Here is a 19,077-nt window from a genome sequence, read left to right as displayed (position 1 = left end):
GCTGTGCCGGTGCCGCATCGCGTCATGAACCGCCTGGTGAAGGAGATCCCGCCCGTGCTTGTCCTGTTGCCGCCGTCCGAAGGCAAGGCCTCCTCCGGTCGTGGCGCCCCGCTGAAGCCGGAGTCGCTGTCGCTGCCGGGACTCACCGAGGCCCGTACGGCCGTCCTCGGGGAGCTGGTCGAGCTGTGCGCCGGGGACGAGGAGAAGGCGCGGGAGGTGCTCGGGCTGAGCGAGGGGCTGCGCGGCGAGATCGGCAAGAACGCCGAGCTGCTGTCCGCGGGGGCGCGGCCCGCCGGGGAGATCTACACGGGCGTCCTGTACGACGCGCTGGACCTGGCCTCCCTCGACGCCGCCGCGAAGCGGCGCGCCGCCCGGCAGCTGCTCGTGTTCTCCGGGCTGTGGGGTGCCGTCGGGGTCGCGGACCGGATCCCGTCCTACCGCTGCTCCATGGGTGTGAGGCTGCCGGGGCTGGGGGCGCTCGGGGCGCACTGGCGGGCGCCGATGGCCGAGGTGATGCCGGAGGCGGCGGGGCGGGGGCTGGTGCTGGACCTGCGGTCCTCCGCGTACGCCGCCGCGTGGAAGCCGAAGGGCGAGGTGGCCGGGCGGACGGCGAGCGTGCGGGTGCTGCACGCGCCGACGCGGAAGGTCGTCAGCCACTTCAACAAGGCGACGAAGGGGCGGATCGTACGGAGTCTGCTGACGTCCGGGATCGCGCCCGCGGGGCCCGCCGAGCTGGTGGAGGCGCTGCGGGACCTGGGCTACGAGGTGGAGGCGGCGGCGCCGGCGAAGGCGGGGACGGCCTGGGCGCTGGACGTGCTGGTGGACGAGATCCACTGAGCCCTCCGGGGGTCGGGCGGCGAGGTCCGTCGGGCCCGTACCGGGCTCCCCGGCAAGGCCTGTCGGCCCTTGGGCCACCCGGTGAGGTCCGCCGACTTCCGGGCGGGCTCCCCGGTGAGGTCCGCTGGTCCCGGGCAGGCCGCCCGGCGAGACCCTCTGACTCCTGGGCAGGCCACCCCGCGAGGCCCGCCGGCTCCCTGGCGGGCTCCCCTGGCGGGATCAGCCGGCTCCCAGCGGGCTCCCCCAGCGAGGCCCGCCGACTCCGAGACAGGCCTCCCCGCGAGACCCGCGAGACCCGCTGGCTGCCGGGCAGGCCATCCGGCGGGATCAGCCGGCTCCGGGCTGGCTCCCCCGGCGAGGCCCGTCGGCTCCCGGTGGGCTCCCCGGCGAGACCCGCTGACTCCCTGGCAGGCCCCTCGGCGAGGCCTGTTGCAGCATGCGCAATGGTCTTTGCGCATGCTGCACGGCGACGGCAGGATGTCGCCATGACCTCCGTGCTGGACCTCGCCCCCGTCGTGCCCGTCGTCGTGATCGAGGACGCCGCCGACGCCGTACCGCTCGCCCGTGCGCTGGTCGCCGGAGGGCTGCCCGCGATCGAGGTGACGCTGCGGACGCCGGTCGCGCTCGACGCGATACGGGCGATCGCGCACGCGGTGCCGGAGGCGGTGGTCGGGGCGGGGACCGTGCTCACGCCGGAGCAGGTGCGGGACGCCGTCGGGGCCGGGGCGCGGTTCCTGGTCTCCCCCGGCTGGACGGACGCGCTGCTGGAGGCGATGCGGGCGGCCGGGGTGCCGTTCCTGCCGGGGGTGTCGACCGTGTCGGAGGTCGTGGCGCTGCTGGAGCGCGGGGTGCGGGAGATGAAGTTCTTCCCGGCGCAGGCCGCGGGCGGCACGGCGTATCTGCGGTCCATCGCCGGGCCGTTGCCGCAGGCGCGCTTCTGTCCCACGGGCGGGATCGGCCCGGCGAACGCGCCGGACTATCTGTCGCTGCCCAACGTCGGGTGCGTGGGCGGCACTTGGATGCTTCCCGCGGACGCGATCGCCGCGCGGGACTGGGGCCGGGTGGAGGCGCTGGCCCGCACGGCCTCGGGGCTACGGACGCAGGTGTGACGTGTCGTTGAACAGACGGACGCTGGCGTTGCCGTCGGCGTAGTACGCCACCGCCGACAGGGAGGCCGCGCTCAGTTCCATCCGGAACAGCGACTCCGGCGGGGCGCCGAGGGCGAGCCGCACGAACGTCTTGATCGGCGTGACATGGGTGACCAGCAGGACCGTGCGGCCCGCGTACGCGGCGACCAGCCGGTCGCGGGTGGCGGCGATCCGGGTGGCGGTGGCCGCGAAACTCTCGCCGCCGCCGGTGGGTTCGGCGTCCGGGTCGGCGAGCCAGCGGTTCAGGTCGTCCGGGTGGCGCTCGCGGACCTCACCGAACGTGAGTCCCTCCCACGCCCCGAAGTCCGTCTCCCGGATGCCATCCTCGACGCCCACCTCGATCCCGAGCCGCTCGGCGACCGCGGCGGCCGTCTGCCGGGTACGGGTGAGGGGCGAGGCCAGGATGTGCTGGACCGTCCCCCGCCGGGCGAGCGCCTCGGCGACCCGCGCCGCCTGCTCCAGGCCCACGGCGGAGAGCTCCGGATCGGTGCCCCCGCTGCCGGAGAACCGCTTCTGCGGGGTGAGCGGCGTCTCCCCGTGCCGCAACAGCACGAAGGTCGCGGGCGCCCCCATGTCGGCGGGCGCCCACCCCGCACCGGCCACCTGCTCGGCGGCCCGCACATCGGCCCCGGCCTTGCCGGCGCCGGCCTTGACGGTGCCGGACGCGACGGCGGCGGACGCCACGGCGGCGCCACCGGCCCGCGCGGGGCCGGCCCCGGACTCCGACCACTGTTCGCCCCGGGCGCCCGCGTCCATCGCCTCGTTGGCGAGTCTGTCGGCCTGTTTGTTCTGCTCCCGGGGGATCCACTCGTAGGTGACCCGGTCGGGCGGGTGGATGCGGGCAGCGTCGAGGGCGAGGGGCTTCATGTCGGGGTGCTTGATCTTCCAGCGGCCCGACATCTGCTCGACGACGAGCTTGGAGTCCATGCGGACGTGCACCGAGGCGGCCGGGTCCAGCTCGTGCGCCGCGCGCAGGCCCGCGAGCAGTCCCCGGTACTCGGCGACGTTGTTGGTGGCGACGCCGATGAACTCGGCGCGCTCCACGAGCGTTTCACCCGTGACGGCGTCGATGACGACGGAGCCGTACCCGGCCGGCCCCGGGTTGCCCCGGGAACCGCCGTCGGCCTCGACGATGAACTCCCGCACGCGTGAAGCCCCTTACAGCCCGGACTCGGACGTGCGCACCAGGATGCGGCGGCAGTTCTCGCAGCGCACGACCGTGTCGGGGGCGGCCTTGCGGATCTCGTTGATGTCGGTGATCGCCAGCTCCTGACGGCAGCCCTGGCAGGTGCGCTGGTAGAGCTTCGCGGCGCCGATGCCGCCCTGCTGCTCGCGCAGCTTGTCGTACAGCTTGAGCAGGTCGGCGGGGACGGAGACGGAGACGACCTCGCGCTCCTTGGTGACCGTGGCCGTCTCGCCGTCCAGCGTCGCGAACGCGTCGTCGCGGCGCGCGGTCGCGTCGTCGATGCGGCCCTGCACGGAGCCGACGCGCTCGGTCAGCTCGGCGACCCGCTCCTGCGCGGACTCCCGGCGCTCCATGACCTCCAGGACGATGTCCTCCAGGTCGCCCTGGCGCTTGGCGAGGGAGGCGATCTCGCGCTGGAGGTTCTCCAGGTCCTTGGGCGAGGTGACCGCGCCGGAGTCCAGTCGCTGCTGGTCGCGGGCGGCGCGCTGGCGGACCTGGTCGACGTCCTGCTCGGCCTTGGTCTGCTCGCGGGCGGTGTCGCTCTCCTCGGTCTGCGCGGCGACGAGCAGGTCGCGCAGCTGCGTGAGGTCCTTGCCGAGCGACTCGATCTCGGCGTGCTCGGGCAGCGACCGGCGCTTGTGGGCGAGCTGCTGGAGGCGTACGTCGAGGGCCTGGACGTCGAGGAGACGGATCTGGTCGGCGGGCGCGGCGTTCAGTTGGGGGCTCCCATGGGGCTAGAGGTCTGGTTGGACGCCGCGTGGGCGGTCCAGGGGTCGGTGACCGTCTTGGAGACGTGGACCCTCAGGCCCCATCCGTTGCGGTCGGAGATCTCGTCGAGCTGGGTCGCGGCCAGCTCGCACCAGGGCCATTCGGTGGCCCAGTGCGCCGCGTCGAGCAGCGCGAGGGGGGTCTGTGCGACGGCCTCCGACACCGGGTGGTGGCGCAGGTCGGCGGTGAGGAAGGCGTCGACACCGGCGGCGCGCACCTGGTCGAACAGGCTGTCACCGGAGCCGCCGCTGACGGCGAGCGTGCGCACCACGGCCTCCGGATCGCCGGCCACCCGGATGCCCTGCGCGGTGGCGGGCAGCCGCTCGGCGGCCCGCGCGGCCAGCTCGCGGACGGTCAGCGGGTGGTCGAGCTCGCAGATCCGGCCGAGGCCGCGGCGCCCGCCCGGGTCGGTCGCGTCCGGCACCAGCGGCCCCACCACACGGACGTCCAGCGCGCCGGCGAGGGCGTCGGAGACACCCGGGTCGGCGGTGTCGGCGTTGGTGTGGGCGACGTGCAGGGCGATGTCGTTCTTGATGAGGGTGTGCACGACCCGGCCCTTGAAGTGGCTCGCCGCCACCGTCGTCGTACCGCGCAGGTAGAGCGGGTGGTGCGTGACCAGCAGGTCGGCGCCCAGCTTCACGGCCTCGTCGACGATCTCCTGGACCGGGTCCACCGCGAACAGCACCCGCGTGATCCGCTGGTCCGGGTCGCCGACGACGGTGCCCACCGCGTCCCAGGACTCGGCCCGCGCGGCGGGCCACAGGTTCTCCAGCGCGGCCACGACGTCCGACAGACGGGGCGCGGGGACGCCGGACGGCGAGGAGGCTTCAGACAGACGGGACACGGACAAAGGCTACCTGGCCGTTCCGCGCCCCCGCACCGGTCCGGCTCCCCCTGACCCCGCGCAGCACAATCGCCCCGATCTCCTCAGGCGAATCGTTCCTGGGCCACCCCTTTGTGTGAAGCGGTCGCCGCCTCCTCCCCCGTCCGTGCGTACGAAAACTAGCTTCGTGGCCGGAGGTGACCGAACGATGACGGCCTGTGCGATCGAGCCCACGACCAGCCCGGGTGACGAGGGCGAGCCGACGCGGTGTGTGATCACCGCGGACGGTTCCTACGCCGCCCGCCTCACCCTGGACGGCGACTCCTGGTACCCCGAGCGCTGGACACTGGACGGCCCCGCGCCGTACGCCGTGCCGCTGCCGGGCAACCAGCCGGAGGAGCCCGGCACCGAGGTGCACCCGATGGGCGACGGCCGGGTCCTGATCCGGCGGTACGCCGACGGACGGCACGCCTTCTCCCTCCTCTACCCGACCGGCCCCGACACCGGCGAGCTGCCGCTCGGCGCGGTCGAGTGTCCGGACGAAGGCACCCTGCTGCGGCTGCTGCCGCCCGCGCCGGGCGGGGAGAAGGCGTACGCGCTCGCGGTGGGCCGGCGCTCCAGCACGGTGTGGCTGGTCGCCGGGGGCGCCTTCGGACCCGAGCATCTCGCCGAGATCCCCGGCCGCTGCTCGGGCGGGGTGTGGCTGGACCGGACGGGGCGGATGCTGGTCCTGGACCGTGAGGTCGGCGGGTGCACCAAGTCGATCGTGGTGGACCTGGAACGCGACGGCGAGGTGTCGCCGCTGCTCCAGATCGCCGCGGGCAGCGACGACCGGCTGCTGCTGGCCGACCCGGATAGCGGGCTGCTGCTCATCAGCTCCACCGCGCCCGGTGAGGAGCGGCTCGGGTGGGGCGTGCTCGGCAGCACGCTGCCGGTGCGGTTCCCGGAGAGCCTGCGGGTGCCGGACTGCGCGGTGACGCCGTTCGCGGTCCAGCCGGGGCAGGTGCTGATGCCGGAGAGCTGCGCGGTGGCGCTGCGTGTGGACGGCCCGGTGGGGAGCTGGGTCGGGATGTGGCGGCCCGACGGACGGCGGATGCACCATCTCGCCGCGCCCTTCGGGTGGTTGGCGGGCACCGGCCTGTGGACCCCGGAGGGGGTGCTGCGCCTGCCGTACGCCACGGAGGACGTGCCCTGCGGGGTGCTGGAGTTGACGGCACCGGCCAGGACGGCACCGTCCATGGGCACAGGAGACACAGGGGACTTGGGGAACACAGGGGACTTGGGGAACACGGGGGACTTGGGGAACACGGGGGACGTGGAAGCCACGGGGGACACGGGGAAAAGGGAGCCGGGGGAAGACGGGGGTGCGGGGGAAACGGGCCCGGAGGGTCGGCAGCAGGACGAGGGGGCGCAGTCGTCGGCGTCCTCGGAATCCGGCCCTCCGGAGCCCGCCGCGCCCCGCCCGGTGCCACTGGGGAAGGCGCCCCTGGGACGTCTTGTAACGAAGTAGTGCCGGTTGGCGTGGCCGCCTGGATTCGCCCCGCCGGGGGCCGGATAAACTCTCCCGGCTGTTAGAAAGATCATGTTGACGGGGTGAGTTTCTTCCGATGAGCGACGCACGCACGATCCAGCCGCCGCACGCAGACGAGGCCTCGACGGGCCACGGCCGGCATCGCGGCCAGATCTCGGACCACGACGGGGACACGTCCCCGCGCGGCCGGCACCGCAGGCAGGTGGCGGTCGAGGAGACCGAGACGGCTGCCTGAGCACGTTCGGGGCCGAGCCCCGTTCCCGTCACCGGGAGCGGGGCTCGGCCCTTTTCAGCTCCTGCCCCTGCTGGGGGAACCCCGCTCAGGTGGCCCTCTTCAGGGCCAGCACCTCGGCCGCCGCGAACGTCTCCTCCACCGGCCGCCCGGCGTAGTGCGGGGTGAGGACGGCGTCCAGCTCGTCGTAACTGAACGTCTCCTGCTTGCTGTCGAACTTCTCCCGGACCCGCGGCCGTTCGACGATGGCGATCATCCCTCCGTGCACGACGAGCAACTGCCCGTTGACGCGGGCGGCGGCGGGCGAGGCCAAGTAGCCGACGAGCGGGGCGACATGCTCGGGGGCGAGCGGGTCGAGCCCCTCCGTCGGCTGCTCGAACCCGGCGAAGACGTCCTCGGTCATCCGGGTGCGGGCGCGCGGGCAGATCACGTTGGCGGTGACGCCGTACTTGGCGAGGGCGAGCGCCGTGGAGGTGGTGAGCCCGACGATCCCGCCTTTGGCCGCAGCGTAGTTGGGCTGTCCGGCGGAGCCCGCGAGGAACGCCTCCGAGGAGGTGTTCACGATCCGCCCGTACACCGGAGCTCCGGACGCCTTGGCCCGCTCCCGCCAGTGCGCGGCGGCGAAGTGGGTGGTGTTGAAGTGCCCCTTGAGGTGGACCCGGATCACCGCGTCCCACTCGCCCTCCGTCATGGAGAACACCATGCGGTCCCGCAGGATGCCGGCGTTGTTGACGAGGATGTCGAGCCGGCCGAACTCCGCGACGGCCGACTCCACCAGTTCGCGGGCCTGGGGGAAGTCGGCGACGTCGCCGGTGTGCGCGAGCGCTCGGCCGCCGGACGCGACGATCTCGTCGGCGACCTGCTGGGCGGGGCCGGCGGAGGCCTCGCCCGAGCCGTCGCGGCCGGGCTGCCCGAAGTCGTTGACGACGACGGCGGCGCCGAGCCGGGCGAGTTCGAGTGCCTCGGCGCGGCCGAGTCCGCGGCCGGCTCCGGTGACGATCGCCGTCAGTCCGTCGAGTGGCAGTGACATGGTCCGGTTCCCCTCGTGGCCTCAGATCTCGATGCAGGTGCGGAGCGCGGTGCCGGTGCGCATCTGGTCCAGGGCCTCGTTGATGTCGGCGAGCGGCACCCGGTGGGTGATGAGCCCTTCCAGGTCGATCCGGCCGGCCCGCCACAGGGCGATGGTGCGCTCGTAGGAGGTCAGCACGTCGCCGCCGCCGTACATGGACGGAAGGATCCGCTTCTCGTCGAAGAACAGCTCGAACATGTTGAGCTGGAGGAAGTCGTCCATGGCGCCCGCGCCGACGACGACCAGGGTGCCGCCGCGCCGGGTGGTGTCGTAGGCGGTGCGGGCGGTGGCGGAGCGGCCGACGACCTCGAAGACGTAGTCGAAGCCCTCGCCCGCGGTCACCTGCTGCTTGGCGTCGGCCAGTTCGTCGGGCGAGACGGCTCGGGTGGCGCCGAACCTGAGGGCGGACTCGCGGCGGGAGGCGACCGGGTCGACGGCGACGATCTCGGCGGCGCCCTTGAGCCGGGCACCCTGGATGGCGGAGATGCCCACGCCGCCGCAGCCGATCACGGCGACGGACGAACCGGCTTCCACGTCGGCGGTGTTGAGGGCGGCGCCGAGCCCCGTGGTCACCCCGCAGCCGATGAGCGCGGCCACGTCGAAGGGCACGTCGTCGGGTATCGGTACCGCGCAGCCCGCGTCGACGACGACCTCCTCGGTGAAGGTGCCGGTCCCGGCGAAGCCGAAGACGTCGCCGCCGGGGCGCCTGAAGTTGGGGGTGCCCGCGTTCATGAAGCCGGCCAGACACAGCTCGGTCTGGCCGCGCTTGCAGGCGGGACAGGCCCCGCAGGCGGGCAGCCAGCAGACGACGACCCGGTCGCCCGGCTTCAAGTGGCTGACGCCCTCGCCGACTTCGAGGATCTCCCCCGCGCCCTCGTGGCCGGGCACGAACGGTCCGGGCTGCGGCAGCACACCGCTCATGGCGGACAGGTCCGAGTGGCAGAGCCCGGCGGCCCGGACCCGGATCCTGACCCGTCCGGGACCGAACCCCGTCACCTCCACGTCGTCGAGGACCTCCAGCTTGTCCTGGCCGATCTCGTGCAGTACGGCTGCGCGCATGGTGCGGCTCCCCTCAGCAGAGGCTTGGTCCAGCGGATGTGCGGCTCGGGCGGATCGGCTCAGGTGGATCGGCTCAGGTGGATCGGCTCAGGTGGGTCGGCTCAGGTGGGTCGGCTCAGGTGTGGCGGACGAGGGTGTCGGCGAGAACGGCCGCGTCGTCCCGGTCGACGGCGCTGACGGCGATCTGTGTCGCCTCCGGCGTGTGCCACATCCGGATGCGCAGGGTCTCCCCCGGGTACACGACCCCCGCGAACCGGGTGACGTACGACCGCACCCGGGTCACGTCCCCGCCGAGCAGGGTGTCGACGACCGCCTTGAGCGCGATGCCGTAGGTGCACAGGCCGTGCAGGATCGGCCGCTCGAACCCGGCGACCTTGGCGAACTCGGGGTCGGCGTGCAGCGGGTTCCAGTCGCCGGACAGCCGGTACAGGAGCGCCTGGTCCTCCCGCAGGGTGTGCTCGACGACCCGGTCGGGCTCCCCCTCGGGCGCTTCGAGCCGCCCCGAGGGTCCACGGTCGCCGCCCCAGCCGCCCTCCCCGCGGATGAAGATCTGGGCGTCGTTGGTCCACAGCGGCCCGTCGGCGTCGGCGACCTCGGTGCGCATGACGAGCACCGCGGCCTTGCCCTTGTCGTACACGGCGGCGATCCGGCCGGTGGAGGTGGCGGTGCCCGCGGCGGGGAGGGGCCGGTGCAGGGTGAGGGTCTGGCCGCCGTGCAGTACGCGGGCCAGGTCGACCTCGATGCCGGGCATGGACAGCCCGCTGATCACACCGGGCGCGCCGTTGCCGGCGACGGTCGCGAAGCTCGGCAGGACGTGGAGGCGGGACTCCAGGGTGTAGCGCAGCTCGTCGGGGTCCGTGGCCGGGACGCCCGCCCCGATCCCGAGGTGGTAGAGCTGCACGTCCTTGCTGTTCCAGCTGATCTCGCCGGTACGGGGCGGGGCGGCAACGGCCTTGGCGGCGTCGATGGGCATGGGACTCCTGAAGGGGGCTCGCGTCAGGCACGGAGGCTCGCTCGGGTACGGAGACCTCGGCGCGGCCGTCCGCACCGTCGGCCGCACCGAGGTCGTTCGGGGCACCGCGCCGGCCCGCCTCCCGGTCCTCCGGGGCTCCCAGCGTCAGGACCTGGAACGCGTTCCAGTACGGCGCCCCCTGTATAGCCCAGCTCCCGGCACATGTGAAGACTGCTGACGGTATGTCAGATCCGGCTCGCGGCCCGGCGACCGTGACATTTGTCCCGGGAGCCCGTGTACACCTGACCCTGCCGCGCAGGTGGGCGCCGTTCGTACCGTGGACGCATGACACAGGGGACCGGGAACGGCGGCGGTGGCGGAACGCGGGCGTGGCTTCGGTGGCAGACCGGCACCGGGCAGTGCCGGAACGACCGGCGCGGGACGGACGGGAGTGCGGACGAGCCGGGCCCGCCGCCCACCGGCTTCTCCCTCCTGCCCTGGCTGCTGCTGGGGATGGGCGGGTTCTCCAACCTCTTCCAGGCGGACACGCCTCAGCCGTGGATCGGCGCGATCGGCCTGCTCACCTTCAACTCCCTCTATGTGTACGTGGTCTTCCGGTCCTTCGTCCGGGAGGCCCGGGAGTCCCGCTCGACCAAGGCGGCCCTGCTGCTGATGGGCCTGGTGACCTGCGGCCTGGCCCTCGGCTACGGCGGCAGCTGGCTCTACTTCTTCCCGCTGCTCGGCCTCGCCACGGGAGCGGTGACCCGCGGCCCGCACCTGGGCCGGATCGGGCTCGCCCTGGCCGCGCTGGCGGGCGCGGTCTCCGCGTACCGCGACGGCTGGGACGCGTTCAACATCACCTACGCCACGTTCCTGTCCACCATGGTGACCGCCGCGATCCTCTCCCTCTCCGAGGCGGTACGGCAGTTGCGCGCCGCCCGCGAGGAGCTGGCCCGGCGCGCGGTCGCCGAGGAGCGCCTCCGTTTCTCCCGCGACCTGCACGACCTGCTCGGCCACACGCTGTCCGTGATCGTCGTCAAGTCCGAGGCCGTACGGCGGCTGGCGCCGCGCGACCTGGACGCCGCCCTGGCGCAGGTCACCGACATCGAGTCCGTCGGCCGCCAGGCGCTCACCGAGATCCGCGAGGCCGTGACGGGCTACCGGGAGGGCAGCCTGAGCACGGACCTGGACCGCGCCGCCTCGGCGCTGCGGGCCGCCGGCGTCGAGCCGTCCGTCCATCTCTCCGGGCCCCCGCTCGCCGCCCGCGCGGAGGCCCTGCTGGGCTGGGTGGTCCGCGAGGCGGTCACCAACGTCGTCCGGCACGGGGAGAGCGCCTCGCGCTGCGAGATCTCCGTGACCGGTGACACCGAACGCGTACGCCTGCGCGTCACGGACGACGGCCGGGCCACCGCGCCGGTGCCCTCGGCGGGCGGCACCGGTCTGCGCGGGCTCCGGGAACGGCTCGCGGCGGCGGGCGGCCACCTGGAGGCGGGGCCGGGCCCCCGCGGCGGATTCACGGTCACGGCGGAACTGCCGACGGAGACGGACCCCGTGCTGCCGCCGCGGGACCGGACCCCGTCGGGCGGCCTGCTCGAATCGGCCTAGGGTCGCCCTCCCGTACCGGCCGCCGGGCCGCCGTCGCCGGGCCGCCGTCGCCGGACCCCGCGTCTGCCGCGCCGCCGTCCCCCGGCCTCGGGCCGGGAGGTGCCCCCGCCGCGTCGCCCGCCGCGGCCGACGGCCGATCCGGCCGCGCCTCCCGCCTGGCGACCGGCCCGCCCCGACGACAGGCCCCGGCCCACCGAGCCGAGTCCCACGGCCCCATCACGCCCTGCCGTCCCCCGCCCCTCCCCCTACGCTGGGGCCGTGAACGAGATGCCTCGCGACCATCGCCCCGCCAAGTCCATCCGTGTGCTGCTCGCCGAGGACCAGGGGATGATGCGCGGGGCACTCGCGCTGCTCCTGGGGATGGAGGCCGATCTGGAGGTGGTCGCCCAGGTCGGCGCCGGGGACGCCATCGTGGACGCGGCGCTCGTGCACCGCCCCGACGTCGCCCTCCTCGACATCGAGCTGCCCGGCAGGAGCGGCCTGGACGCCGCCGCCGACCTCCGCGACCAGGCACCCGACTGCCGGGTGCTGATCCTGACGACCTTCGGCCGCCCCGGCTATCTGCGCCGGGCGATGGAGGCCGGGGCGGCGGGCTTCCTGGTGAAGGACGGCCCCGTGGAGGAACTGGCCTCCGCGATCCGCCGGGTGCTGACCGGCGAGACCGTCATCGACCCGGGGCTGGCCGCCGCCGCGCTGAGCGCCGGGCCGAACCCGCTCACCGCCCGTGAACGCGACGTCCTCACCGCTTCCGCGGACGGCGCGACCGTCGCCGACGTGGCCGCCGCGCTCCATCTCTCCGAGTCGACGGTCCGCAACTACCTCTCCTCGGCGATCGGCAAGACGGGCACCCGCAACCGCACGGAAGCCCTCCAGGAGGCCCGCCGGCAGGGCTGGCTGTAGCGGGGACCCGGCAGGGGACCCGGTATCGGGCCGTCTTCACCAAGAAAAGACAAAGAAATCGTTAGCTGCTCGAAGCACCGGAATAGTTGCCCGGGTGAACCGAGTTCCTGACTGACATGACCGCTGACACAGCCGCCCCCACGCCGACCGCCGCGCCCGACCGAAGAGCGTCCGGCGCCGTAGTCCCCGTCCTCGCCTTCGCGGGCATCGTCGTCGCGGTGATGCAGACCCTGCTCGTCCCGGTGATCAAGGACCTGCCGCAGCTGCTGGGCACCGCGCCCAGCAACGCCACCTGGGTCCTGACCTCCACCCTTCTCTCCGGTGCCGTGGCCACGCCGATCATGGGCCGCCTCGGAGACCTGTACGGCAAGCGCCGCATGCTGATAGCCAGCCTCGCGGTGATGGTGGTCGGCGCGCTGGTCAGCGCGTTCACCAGCGCCCTGCTCCCGATGATCGTCGGCCGCACCCTCCAGGGCTTCGCGATGGGCGCGATCCCCCTCGGCATCGGCCTGATGCGCGACATGCTGCCCCGCGAGAAGCTCGGCTCGGCGATGGCCCTGATGAGCTCCTCCATCGGCGTCGGCGGCGGCCTCGCCCTGCCGCTGGCGGCCCTGATCGCCCAGCACGCCGACTGGCACGCCCTGTTCTACGGCGCCGCCGGTCTCGGCGTCCTCGCCATCGCGCTGACCCTGCTCGTCGTACCGGAGTCGCAGATGCGCGCGGCGGGCACCTTCGACCTGCCCGGCGCGCTCGGCCTCTCCGCCGGCCTGGTCCTCTTCCTGCTGCCCATCACCAAGGGCAGCGACTGGGGCTGGACGTCCGGCACCACGCTCGGCCTGTTCGGCGCGTCCGCGCTCGTCCTGCTCCTGTGGGGCCTGTTCGAGCTGCGCAGCGCCGCGCCCCTGGTCGACCTGCGCACCACCGCCCGCCCGGCCGTCCTGTTCACCAACCTCGCGTCGATCATGGTCGGCGTCAGCTTCTACGTCGTCTCGCTGGTCCTGCCGCAGCTTCTCCAGCTGCCGAAGGCCACCGGCTACGGACTCGGCCAGTCGATGGTCGCCGCGGGTCTCCTGGTCGCGCCGCTCGGCCTGACGATGATGGTCACGGCGCCCGTCTACGCCCGGCTCTCCGCCAAGTACGGCCCCAAGTTCACGCTCATCCTCGGCATGCTGATCATCGCCGTCGGCTACGGGGCGGGCCTCGGTCTGATGAGCGCGGCCTGGCAGAGCCTGGTCATCGCCGTCGTCCTCGGCGCCGGCATCGGCCTCGCCTACTCCTCGCTGCCCGCCCTCATCGTCGGAGCGGTCCCGGCGTCGGAGACGGGCGCGGCGAACGGCCTCAACACCCTGATGCGGTCCATCGGCACGTCCGTGTCGAGCGCCGTCATCGGCATGGTCCTCGCCAACACCGCGAACACGGTGAACGGCGTCGCGATCCCGACCATGCACGGCTTCCGGGTCTCCTTCCTCATCGCGACGGGCGCGGTCGCCGTCGGCCTGCTGATGGCGTTCTTCCTGCCGAAGCCGGACCGCGCGCCCCAGCTGCGCGCGAGCAGCGAGGAGGACGCCAACCTGGAGCGCGCCGAGCAGGCCCTGCGCGGCTTCCGCGGCCGGGTCCTGGACGCCGCCGGCTCGCCCGTCCCGCGCGCCAAGGTCACGCTGATCGACCGCCGCGGACGGCAGGCGGGAGCGGTGGTCTCCGACGAGGACGGCGGCTACGCGCTGGCCGTGCCGGCGCAAGGGGCGTACGTCCTGGCCGCACGGGCGGTGGGGCACGGGCCGCTCGCCTCGTCCGCCACGCACTCCGGGGAGGAGCTGGCGGTGGCTCTGGATCTGTCGTTGCCGGCGGAATCGGTGAACGCGTAGGGCCCGGCCGGTTCCGCCGTGCGGCGGCGTGCGCGCCGCCGTCGTGGCCGGTCGCGCGGCTCCCCGCGCCCCCGGGCATGTTCCGCACCCTCTGTCGAACCGTCGACAGGGGGTGCGGCAGCATGGGGGCCGTAGACGCTCGCCCGACCGGAAGGACCGACCCCATGACCGCGGCCACCGCGCCCGAGCCCGAGATCCTGGCCGCGTTCGAGGCGGCGAAGGGCTTCATGCCCCTGGACGAGGGGCTGGCCCTGCACGCGGCGGCCGTGGAAGCGGGCGGCCTCGGACTGCCCCTCCTGGAGGTCGGCACGTACTGCGGCCGGTCCGCGATCCTGCTCGCCGACGCGGCCCGCGGGGCCGGGGTCACCGCCCTCACCGTCGACCACCACCGCGGCAGCGAGGAGCAGCAGCCGGGCTGGGAGTACCACGACCCGGAGACCGTCGACCCCGCGCTCGGGGTGATGGACACGCTGCCGACGTTCCGCCGCACCCTGCACCGGGCCGGTCTGGAGGACCACGTGGTCGCGCTCGTCGGCCGCTCCCCCCAGGTCGCGAAGGTCTGGAACTCCCCCCTCGGGCTCGTCTTCATCGACGGCGGCCACACCGACGAGCACGCGAGCGCCGACTACGAGGGCTGGGCGCCCCATGTGGCGACGGACGGCCTCCTGCTCATCCACGACGTGCACCCGGACCCGAAGGACGAGTTCACCGGGCAGGCCCCGTACCGGATCTATCTGCGGGCCCTGGAATCGGGCGCGTTCACGGAGGTCTCGGCGACGGACACCCTGCGCGTACTGCGCCGGACGGGGCCGGGCGTCTGACCGGTGTCCGGGACCGGGCGTCCGATCGGCGTCCGGGTCCGCGCCCTCCGCACGGTCGCCGCGGCGGGCCCGTATGGTGGCAGGCGTGTCGTACGCAGGCCCGGACTTCGATCCTCCCCAGCCCCGCCGTTCCCGGTTCCGCCCCCTGACCGTCGCGGTCGCCGCGCTCGTGCCGGGCGCGCTGCTGGGGTGGGTGGTCCACCAAACCGTGGGCGGTGACGGCGGCGGCGCGGACCGGCAGGCGATCGGCGCCCCGGCGTCCGCCTCCTCCGGCGCGGCGGCTCCCGCCACCGAGGGCTCCGACGGCTCCGACGCGAAGCCGAGTCCCACGCCCACCGCCGCCTCGACGTCCTCGACCGTGTCCGGCCCGCTCAAGGGCAAGGTCGTCGTCATCGACCCGGGGCACAATCCCGGCAACTTCCAGCACACGGCCGAGATCAACAAGAAGGTGGACATCGGCACGAACCGGAAGGAATGCGATACGACGGGCACGTCGACCAACTCCGGTTACGCCGAGGCCCGGTTCACCCTCGACGTGGCCCACCGGCTGCGCACCCTGCTGGAGCAGCAGGGCGCCACGGTGAAGCTGACGCAGGACGACGACCGGCCGTACGGCCCGTGCGTGGACGAGCGGGCCCGCATCGGCAACGACGCGCACGCCGACGCGGTGGTCTCCGTGCACGCGGACGGCGCGGGCGCGGGCAACCGCGGCTTCCACGTCATCCTGCCGGGCAGCGTCCACTCCGGGGGCGCGGACACCCGCCCCATCGTCGCCTCCTCCCGCGATCTGGGCGAGCGCATCGCGGGCAACTTCGTCCGCGCGACGGGCAGCGCGCCCTCCAACTACATCGGCGACGGCACCGGACTCGTCACGCGGAAGGACCTCGGCGGTCTCAATCTGTCAACGGTTCCGAAGGTGTTCATCGAGTGCGGCAACATGCGCGACAGCAAGGACGCGGCCCTGCTGACGAGCGGCGCCTGGCGCCAGAAGGCGGCCGAGGGCATCTCCGAGGGCATCGCGGGCTTCCTGGAGCGGTAGCCGGCACCGTCCGCGAGGCTCGCGCGCACACGTCCCAACCATCTCGATCTGCCAACAAACACGACGATGTCTGTCGAGTGGGGCACCATGCGCGATAGCAAGGACGCGGCACCGTCGACCAGCGGTGCCTGACGGCAGCAGGCGGCGGCTCGGGGGATGTCTGAAGGAATCGTGAGTTTCCTGCGTGGCCGGCGGTCCGCGGACTGATCTCCACGGACACGTTCGTCGGACGGACGATAAGGTCATCCTTACGATGAGGGGCCACCCCCGCGCTTCACACCGGGGCCTGACGGCGACATGGTGACAGCGACGCCTCCAGCGATGCCGGCGAAGAGACGACTGACGAAGGACCGACTGAAGTGAATATCCGCTCCCTCACTAGAGGCGACGGCGTGGTGATCGGAGCAGCGGTATTGCTGTTCATCGCGTCGTTCCTCAGCTTCTACACCGCCAACGGCTACAGCGACACCCCGAACTCGTGGGAATACCTGTACATGGGCTTCGGCGTCTACTTCGGCGGCGTGATCGCCGCCGCGCTGATCGCGGTCAACCGGATCCTGCCCCAGCCGCGCAAGATCGCCGGGCTGGACCTCGGCGCGGTCGGCACGTCGTTCGCCGTGCTGGTGGCGTGGATCCTCTTCTGGTCGCTGGTGGACGTCCCGGACGGCCTGAACGCCGGCGGCGGTCTCATCCTCGGCTTCATCGCGGCGCTCGCCCTGGCCGGCGGCGCCATCGCCGGCCCGCTGGTCCCGGCTCTCCAGGCCGCCCTCATCCCGGCCCCCGGCCCCGCCGCCCCGCAGCCCTACGGCGGTCAGCCGCAGGGTGGTTACGGCTACCCGGGCGCCCCGCAGCCGCAGCCTCCGTTCGGTGGTCAGCCGGGGCAGCCGCAGCCCGTTCAGCCCTTCGGCGGCCAGCCGCAGCCCGGTCAGCCGCAGCCGCCGGCGCCGCAGTCCGGCGGGGACTTCTCCCCGTTCTGGTTCGCGGTCCCGGTCCCGCGCCCCCTGTTCGCCGAGGACGGCTCGCCGAGCCCGATCGCCGAGCTGGCCCCCGGCACCTGGTACCTGGCCGTCGAGCAGCGCGGCCCGAACCTGGTGGCCCAGACGCAGGACGGCCGTCGTGGCGTCCTCCAGGACACCTCGGGCATCCAGCGCGGCTGACGCCCCACGGACACCCTCGCGGCCCCTCTCCCTTCCGGGTGAGGGGCCGTTGTCGTACAGTCGCCTTCCTCCCACAGGAACTGACGGACCGTCAGGAGGCGGCTATGCGGCTCGGTCTCGCACTCGGCTACTGGGGGCGCGGCCCCGACCCCCGCCATGTGCCGCTGGCCCAGGAGGCGGAGCGGCTCGGGTACGACTCCGTGTGGACCGCCGAGTCCTGGGGGTCGGACGCCTTCACGCCGCTCACCTGGATCGCGGCCAACACCTCAAGGATCAAGCTGGGTACGGCCGTCGCGCAGATGGCGGCGCGGTCACCGACCACCACCGCGATGCACGCCCTCACCCTGGACCATCTCTCCGGCGGCCGGGTCCTGCTCGGCCTCGGGCTCTCCGGCCCCCAGGTGGTGGAGGGCTGGTACGGCCGCCCGTTCCCCAAGTCGCCGCTCACCGCGACCCGCGAGTACGTCGACGTCGTACGCCAGGTCCTGCGGCGCGAGGCGCCCGTCGAGGTGGACGGCCGCTTCCACGCCCACCCCTACCGCGGTCCGGACGCCACCGGGCTCGGCAAGGCGCTCAGGCCCATCACCCATCCGCTGCGGGCCGAACTGCCCGTCCTGCTCGGCGCGGAGGGGCCGAGGAACGTCGCCCAGACGACCCGGATCGCCGACGGCTGGCTCCCCCTGTACTGGTCCCCGACCCGCCCCGAGGTCCACGAGGCGGCCCTCGCGGACGCGCCCGACGGGTTCCTCGTCGCGCCGATGGCCCAGGTCAGGGTCTGCGACGACGTGCGCGAGGGGCTGCTGCCCGTGAAGACCATGCTGGGCTTCTACATCGGCGGCATGGGGCACGCGGCACGCAACTTCCACGCCGACCTGATGGCGAGGATGGGGTACGAGGAGGAGGCCCGGCGCATCCAGCGGCTGTTCCTCGAAGGGCGCCGGGAGGAGGCCGTGCTGGCGGTCCCGGACGCCTTCGCGGACGAGATCTCGCTCGTCGGGCCGCGCGAACGCATCGCCGAGCGGCTGGAGTTGTGGCGCAAGGGGCCGGTGACGGACCTGCTGGCGCTGGCGCCGGACCCGGCGACCCTGCGGGTGCTGGCCGACCTCAACCGGTGAGCTGGGAGGTCGACGGCACCTGGTCCGTCACCTCGGCGCCCGCGCTCTTCCCGGCGTCCTTCATCTGCTCGACGACGTCCTCGAACGAGCCGACCACACTGGTGTCGCCCTTGCGGAGCTTGGCCGGGAGGTCCTTGAGGGCGTCGATGCCGGCCGTGAGCGGGGCCACGGCCTTCGCGAGGAGCGGGTCGCCCTCGGCGTTGCGGGCGGCGGCCTTGAGCCGGTTGTAGGCGAACGTGCCCGCGAGACCGGCCTTGACGAGCGCCACCCTGCGGCCGTCGGCGCCGCTCTTGAACGTGCCCGCCCGCCACGGCTTCACGATCCACTGGTACGTCGCCCCGGCCGCGAGCCCGGCGTTCGCCACGAAGCGGGTCTTGGCGAACTTCTGCGCCGACGCCGACGCCGACGCGGTGGGCGTGGCCGTCGAGGAGCCGGCGGCGTCATCGTCGTCCCCGCCGCAGGCGGTACCGGTGGCGAACAGGGCGCAGCACAGCACGAGGGCCATGAGCAGGCGGCGCGTCGATACGGACAGCACGGGGCCTCCGGAGGGGTGCGGGCACGTCTCCCGGCAGCCTCGCCCGGGCGCGTGGGCGCCGCCACCCGGGCGAACCCGTTCGGGTTTCATCCGCCGTTCAGCGGCAACCCGATATCCATGTCCTCATATCGCAAGGGCGGTTCCGCCGGCACGGTCATCGCCGTGATCGCCGACATCATGGCCTTCATCATCGGCCTGTGGATCCTGATGTACCTGCTGGACGCCAACCGGGCCAACGACTTCGTCCAGTTCATCCATGACTCCGCCCGCTGGCTCGCCGGCTGGTCCCACGACCTCTTCACCTTCGACGAGGCATGGGCGAGGGTCGTCGCGGGCTACGGCCTGGCCGCCGTGGTCTACCTCTTCGTGGGCCACGCGATCGCCAACCGGGTCCACCGTCTCTGACGTCACTCCACCGGGCTCAGCCGCCGGGCG

Annotated in this window: 19 protein-coding genes; 12 read left to right on the top strand and 7 right to left on the bottom strand. The window is 73.5% G+C overall.

Features of this window, described 5'->3' with window-relative positions:
- Positions 1 to 54: 54 nt before the first annotated feature.
- Together yaaA and ACIPSE_RS17305 are read left to right on the top strand one after the other, a co-directional pair.
- Positions 55 to 837 carry a peroxide stress protein YaaA gene (gene yaaA / locus ACIPSE_RS17310; RefSeq protein WP_401664445.1) on the top strand — a complete coding sequence of 261 codons (783 nt, stop codon included), beginning with the start codon at positions 55 to 57 and terminating at the stop codon, positions 835 to 837.
- A gap of 485 nt (positions 838 to 1,322) precedes the next feature.
- Positions 1,323 to 1,946, top strand: coding sequence for a bifunctional 4-hydroxy-2-oxoglutarate aldolase/2-dehydro-3-deoxy-phosphogluconate aldolase (locus ACIPSE_RS17305; protein ID WP_401663261.1), 624 nt, complete (start codon positions 1,323 to 1,325; stop codon positions 1,944 to 1,946).
- Here ACIPSE_RS17305 and ACIPSE_RS17300 read toward each other — a convergent pair.
- From ACIPSE_RS17300 to ACIPSE_RS17290, 3 genes are read right to left on the bottom strand one after another with little or no spacing between them, the layout of a single operon-like run.
- The gene (locus ACIPSE_RS17300; RefSeq protein WP_401663258.1) at positions 1,929 to 3,131 is read right to left on the bottom strand and encodes a bifunctional RNase H/acid phosphatase; all 1,203 of its coding nucleotides are present in this window, start codon (positions 3,129 to 3,131) and stop codon (positions 1,929 to 1,931) included. The genes ACIPSE_RS17305 and ACIPSE_RS17300 overlap by 18 nt on opposite strands.
- Before the next feature lie 12 nt (positions 3,132 to 3,143).
- Positions 3,144 to 3,887, bottom strand: coding sequence for a zinc ribbon domain-containing protein (locus tag ACIPSE_RS17295; protein ID WP_401664444.1), 744 nt, complete (start codon positions 3,885 to 3,887; stop codon positions 3,144 to 3,146).
- Entirely contained in the window at positions 3,884 to 4,783 is a 900-nt protein-coding gene (locus tag ACIPSE_RS17290) for a Nif3-like dinuclear metal center hexameric protein (protein WP_401663256.1), read from the bottom strand. Before ACIPSE_RS17290 ends, ACIPSE_RS17295 begins: the two co-directional genes overlap by 4 nt.
- A 187-nt stretch (positions 4,784 to 4,970) precedes the next feature.
- Here ACIPSE_RS17290 and ACIPSE_RS17285 point away from each other — a divergent pair, with 187 nt between their 5' ends.
- Both ACIPSE_RS17285 and ACIPSE_RS17280 read left to right on the top strand, forming a co-directional pair.
- The gene (locus tag ACIPSE_RS17285) at positions 4,971 to 6,272 is read left to right on the top strand and encodes a hypothetical protein (RefSeq protein ID WP_401663253.1); all 1,302 of its coding nucleotides are present in this window, start codon (positions 4,971 to 4,973) and stop codon (positions 6,270 to 6,272) included.
- 97 nt (positions 6,273 to 6,369) lie between these two features.
- Positions 6,370 to 6,528: a hypothetical protein gene (locus ACIPSE_RS17280; protein WP_401663251.1), complete on the top strand. Its 159-nt coding sequence runs from the start codon at positions 6,370 to 6,372 to the stop codon at positions 6,526 to 6,528.
- Positions 6,529 to 6,613: 85 nt separating this feature from the next.
- Here the strand turns inward: ACIPSE_RS17280 and ACIPSE_RS17275 are convergent, their stop codons facing one another.
- The 3 genes from ACIPSE_RS17275 to ACIPSE_RS17265 form a co-directional block, all read right to left on the bottom strand.
- Positions 6,614 to 7,555, bottom strand: coding sequence for a 3-oxoacyl-ACP reductase (locus tag ACIPSE_RS17275; protein ID WP_401663249.1), 942 nt, complete (start codon positions 7,553 to 7,555; stop codon positions 6,614 to 6,616).
- 21 nt (positions 7,556 to 7,576) lie between these two features.
- Positions 7,577 to 8,653 (bottom strand): Zn-dependent alcohol dehydrogenase, encoded by a 1,077-nt coding sequence (locus tag ACIPSE_RS17270; RefSeq protein WP_401663247.1) that lies wholly within the window; start codon positions 8,651 to 8,653, stop codon positions 7,577 to 7,579.
- A gap of 115 nt (positions 8,654 to 8,768) precedes the next feature.
- The gene (locus ACIPSE_RS17265; RefSeq protein ID WP_401663245.1) at positions 8,769 to 9,626 is read right to left on the bottom strand and encodes a MaoC/PaaZ C-terminal domain-containing protein; all 858 of its coding nucleotides are present in this window, start codon (positions 9,624 to 9,626) and stop codon (positions 8,769 to 8,771) included.
- A gap of 324 nt (positions 9,627 to 9,950) precedes the next feature.
- On the opposite strand from ACIPSE_RS17265, the gene ACIPSE_RS17260 reads away from it, so the two are divergent.
- The 7 genes from ACIPSE_RS17260 to ACIPSE_RS17230 all read left to right on the top strand — a co-directional run bounded on the left by ACIPSE_RS17260 (position 9,951) and on the right by ACIPSE_RS17230 (position 18,107).
- Entirely contained in the window at positions 9,951 to 11,210 is a 1,260-nt protein-coding gene (locus ACIPSE_RS17260) for a sensor histidine kinase (protein WP_401663242.1), read from the top strand.
- Positions 11,211 to 11,477: 267 nt separating this feature from the next.
- On the top strand, positions 11,478 to 12,110 hold the full coding sequence (locus ACIPSE_RS17255) for a response regulator (RefSeq protein ID WP_401664443.1): 633 nt from the start codon (positions 11,478 to 11,480) through the stop codon (positions 12,108 to 12,110).
- Between the two features lie 116 nt (positions 12,111 to 12,226).
- Positions 12,227 to 13,975, top strand: a complete 1,749-nt coding sequence (locus tag ACIPSE_RS17250) for an MFS transporter (RefSeq protein ID WP_401663240.1) — start codon at positions 12,227 to 12,229, stop codon at positions 13,973 to 13,975.
- A 164-nt stretch (positions 13,976 to 14,139) separates the two neighbouring features.
- Entirely contained in the window at positions 14,140 to 14,796 is a 657-nt protein-coding gene (locus ACIPSE_RS17245; RefSeq protein ID WP_401663237.1) for a class I SAM-dependent methyltransferase, read from the top strand.
- An 85-nt stretch (positions 14,797 to 14,881) separates the two neighbouring features.
- Positions 14,882 to 15,835, top strand: coding sequence for an N-acetylmuramoyl-L-alanine amidase (locus ACIPSE_RS17240; protein WP_401663235.1), 954 nt, complete (start codon positions 14,882 to 14,884; stop codon positions 15,833 to 15,835).
- Positions 15,836 to 16,194: 359 nt separating this feature from the next.
- Positions 16,195 to 16,992, top strand: coding sequence for a hypothetical protein (locus ACIPSE_RS17235; RefSeq protein ID WP_401663232.1), 798 nt, complete (start codon positions 16,195 to 16,197; stop codon positions 16,990 to 16,992).
- Between the two features lie 104 nt (positions 16,993 to 17,096).
- A complete protein-coding gene (locus ACIPSE_RS17230) occupies positions 17,097 to 18,107 on the top strand; it encodes an LLM class F420-dependent oxidoreductase (protein WP_401663229.1) in 1,011 nt (336 codons plus the stop codon).
- Here the strand turns inward: ACIPSE_RS17230 and ACIPSE_RS17225 are convergent.
- Positions 18,097 to 18,612 carry a hypothetical protein gene (locus ACIPSE_RS17225; RefSeq protein WP_401664442.1) on the bottom strand — a complete coding sequence of 172 codons (516 nt, stop codon included), beginning with the start codon at positions 18,610 to 18,612 and terminating at the stop codon, positions 18,097 to 18,099. The two genes, ACIPSE_RS17230 and ACIPSE_RS17225, sit on opposite strands and share 11 nt — an antisense overlap.
- A gap of 147 nt (positions 18,613 to 18,759) precedes the next feature.
- Here ACIPSE_RS17225 and ACIPSE_RS17220 point away from each other — a divergent pair, with 147 nt between their 5' ends.
- A complete protein-coding gene (locus ACIPSE_RS17220; RefSeq protein ID WP_401663227.1) occupies positions 18,760 to 19,047 on the top strand; it encodes a hypothetical protein in 288 nt (95 codons plus the stop codon).
- The last annotated feature ends 30 nt before the right edge of the window (positions 19,048 to 19,077 follow it).

Origin of the sequence: Streptomyces sp. NPDC090106 (genome assembly GCF_044747265.1) — a bacterium.
Classification (GTDB): Bacteria; Actinomycetota; Actinomycetes; order Streptomycetales; family Streptomycetaceae; genus Streptomyces.
This window is presented reverse-complemented; position numbering and strand designations above follow the sequence as displayed.

Coding starts and splice junctions, on each gene's coding strand:
- ACIPSE_RS17305 (WP_401663261.1), top strand. CDS start 1,323: ATGACCTCCGTGCTGGACCTCGCCCCCGTCGTGCCCGTCGTCGTGATC.
- ACIPSE_RS17285 (WP_401663253.1), top strand. CDS start 4,971: ATGACGGCCTGTGCGATCGAGCCCACGACCAGCCCGGGTGACGAGGGC.
- ACIPSE_RS17280 (WP_401663251.1), top strand. CDS start 6,370: ATGAGCGACGCACGCACGATCCAGCCGCCGCACGCAGACGAGGCCTCG.
- ACIPSE_RS17275 (WP_401663249.1), bottom strand. CDS start 7,555: ATGTCACTGCCACTCGACGGACTGACGGCGATCGTCACCGGAGCCGGC.
- ACIPSE_RS17270 (WP_401663247.1), bottom strand. CDS start 8,653: ATGCGCGCAGCCGTACTGCACGAGATCGGCCAGGACAAGCTGGAGGTC.
- ACIPSE_RS17265 (WP_401663245.1), bottom strand. CDS start 9,626: ATGCCCATCGACGCCGCCAAGGCCGTTGCCGCCCCGCCCCGTACCGGC.
- ACIPSE_RS17260 (WP_401663242.1), top strand. CDS start 9,951: ATGACACAGGGGACCGGGAACGGCGGCGGTGGCGGAACGCGGGCGTGG.
- ACIPSE_RS17255 (WP_401664443.1), top strand. CDS start 11,478: ATGCCTCGCGACCATCGCCCCGCCAAGTCCATCCGTGTGCTGCTCGCC.
- ACIPSE_RS17250 (WP_401663240.1), top strand. CDS start 12,227: ATGACCGCTGACACAGCCGCCCCCACGCCGACCGCCGCGCCCGACCGA.
- ACIPSE_RS17245 (WP_401663237.1), top strand. CDS start 14,140: ATGACCGCGGCCACCGCGCCCGAGCCCGAGATCCTGGCCGCGTTCGAG.
- ACIPSE_RS17230 (WP_401663229.1), top strand. CDS start 17,097: ATGCGGCTCGGTCTCGCACTCGGCTACTGGGGGCGCGGCCCCGACCCC.
- ACIPSE_RS17225 (WP_401664442.1), bottom strand. CDS start 18,612: ATGGCCCTCGTGCTGTGCTGCGCCCTGTTCGCCACCGGTACCGCCTGC.
- ACIPSE_RS17220 (WP_401663227.1), top strand. CDS start 18,760: ATGTCCTCATATCGCAAGGGCGGTTCCGCCGGCACGGTCATCGCCGTG.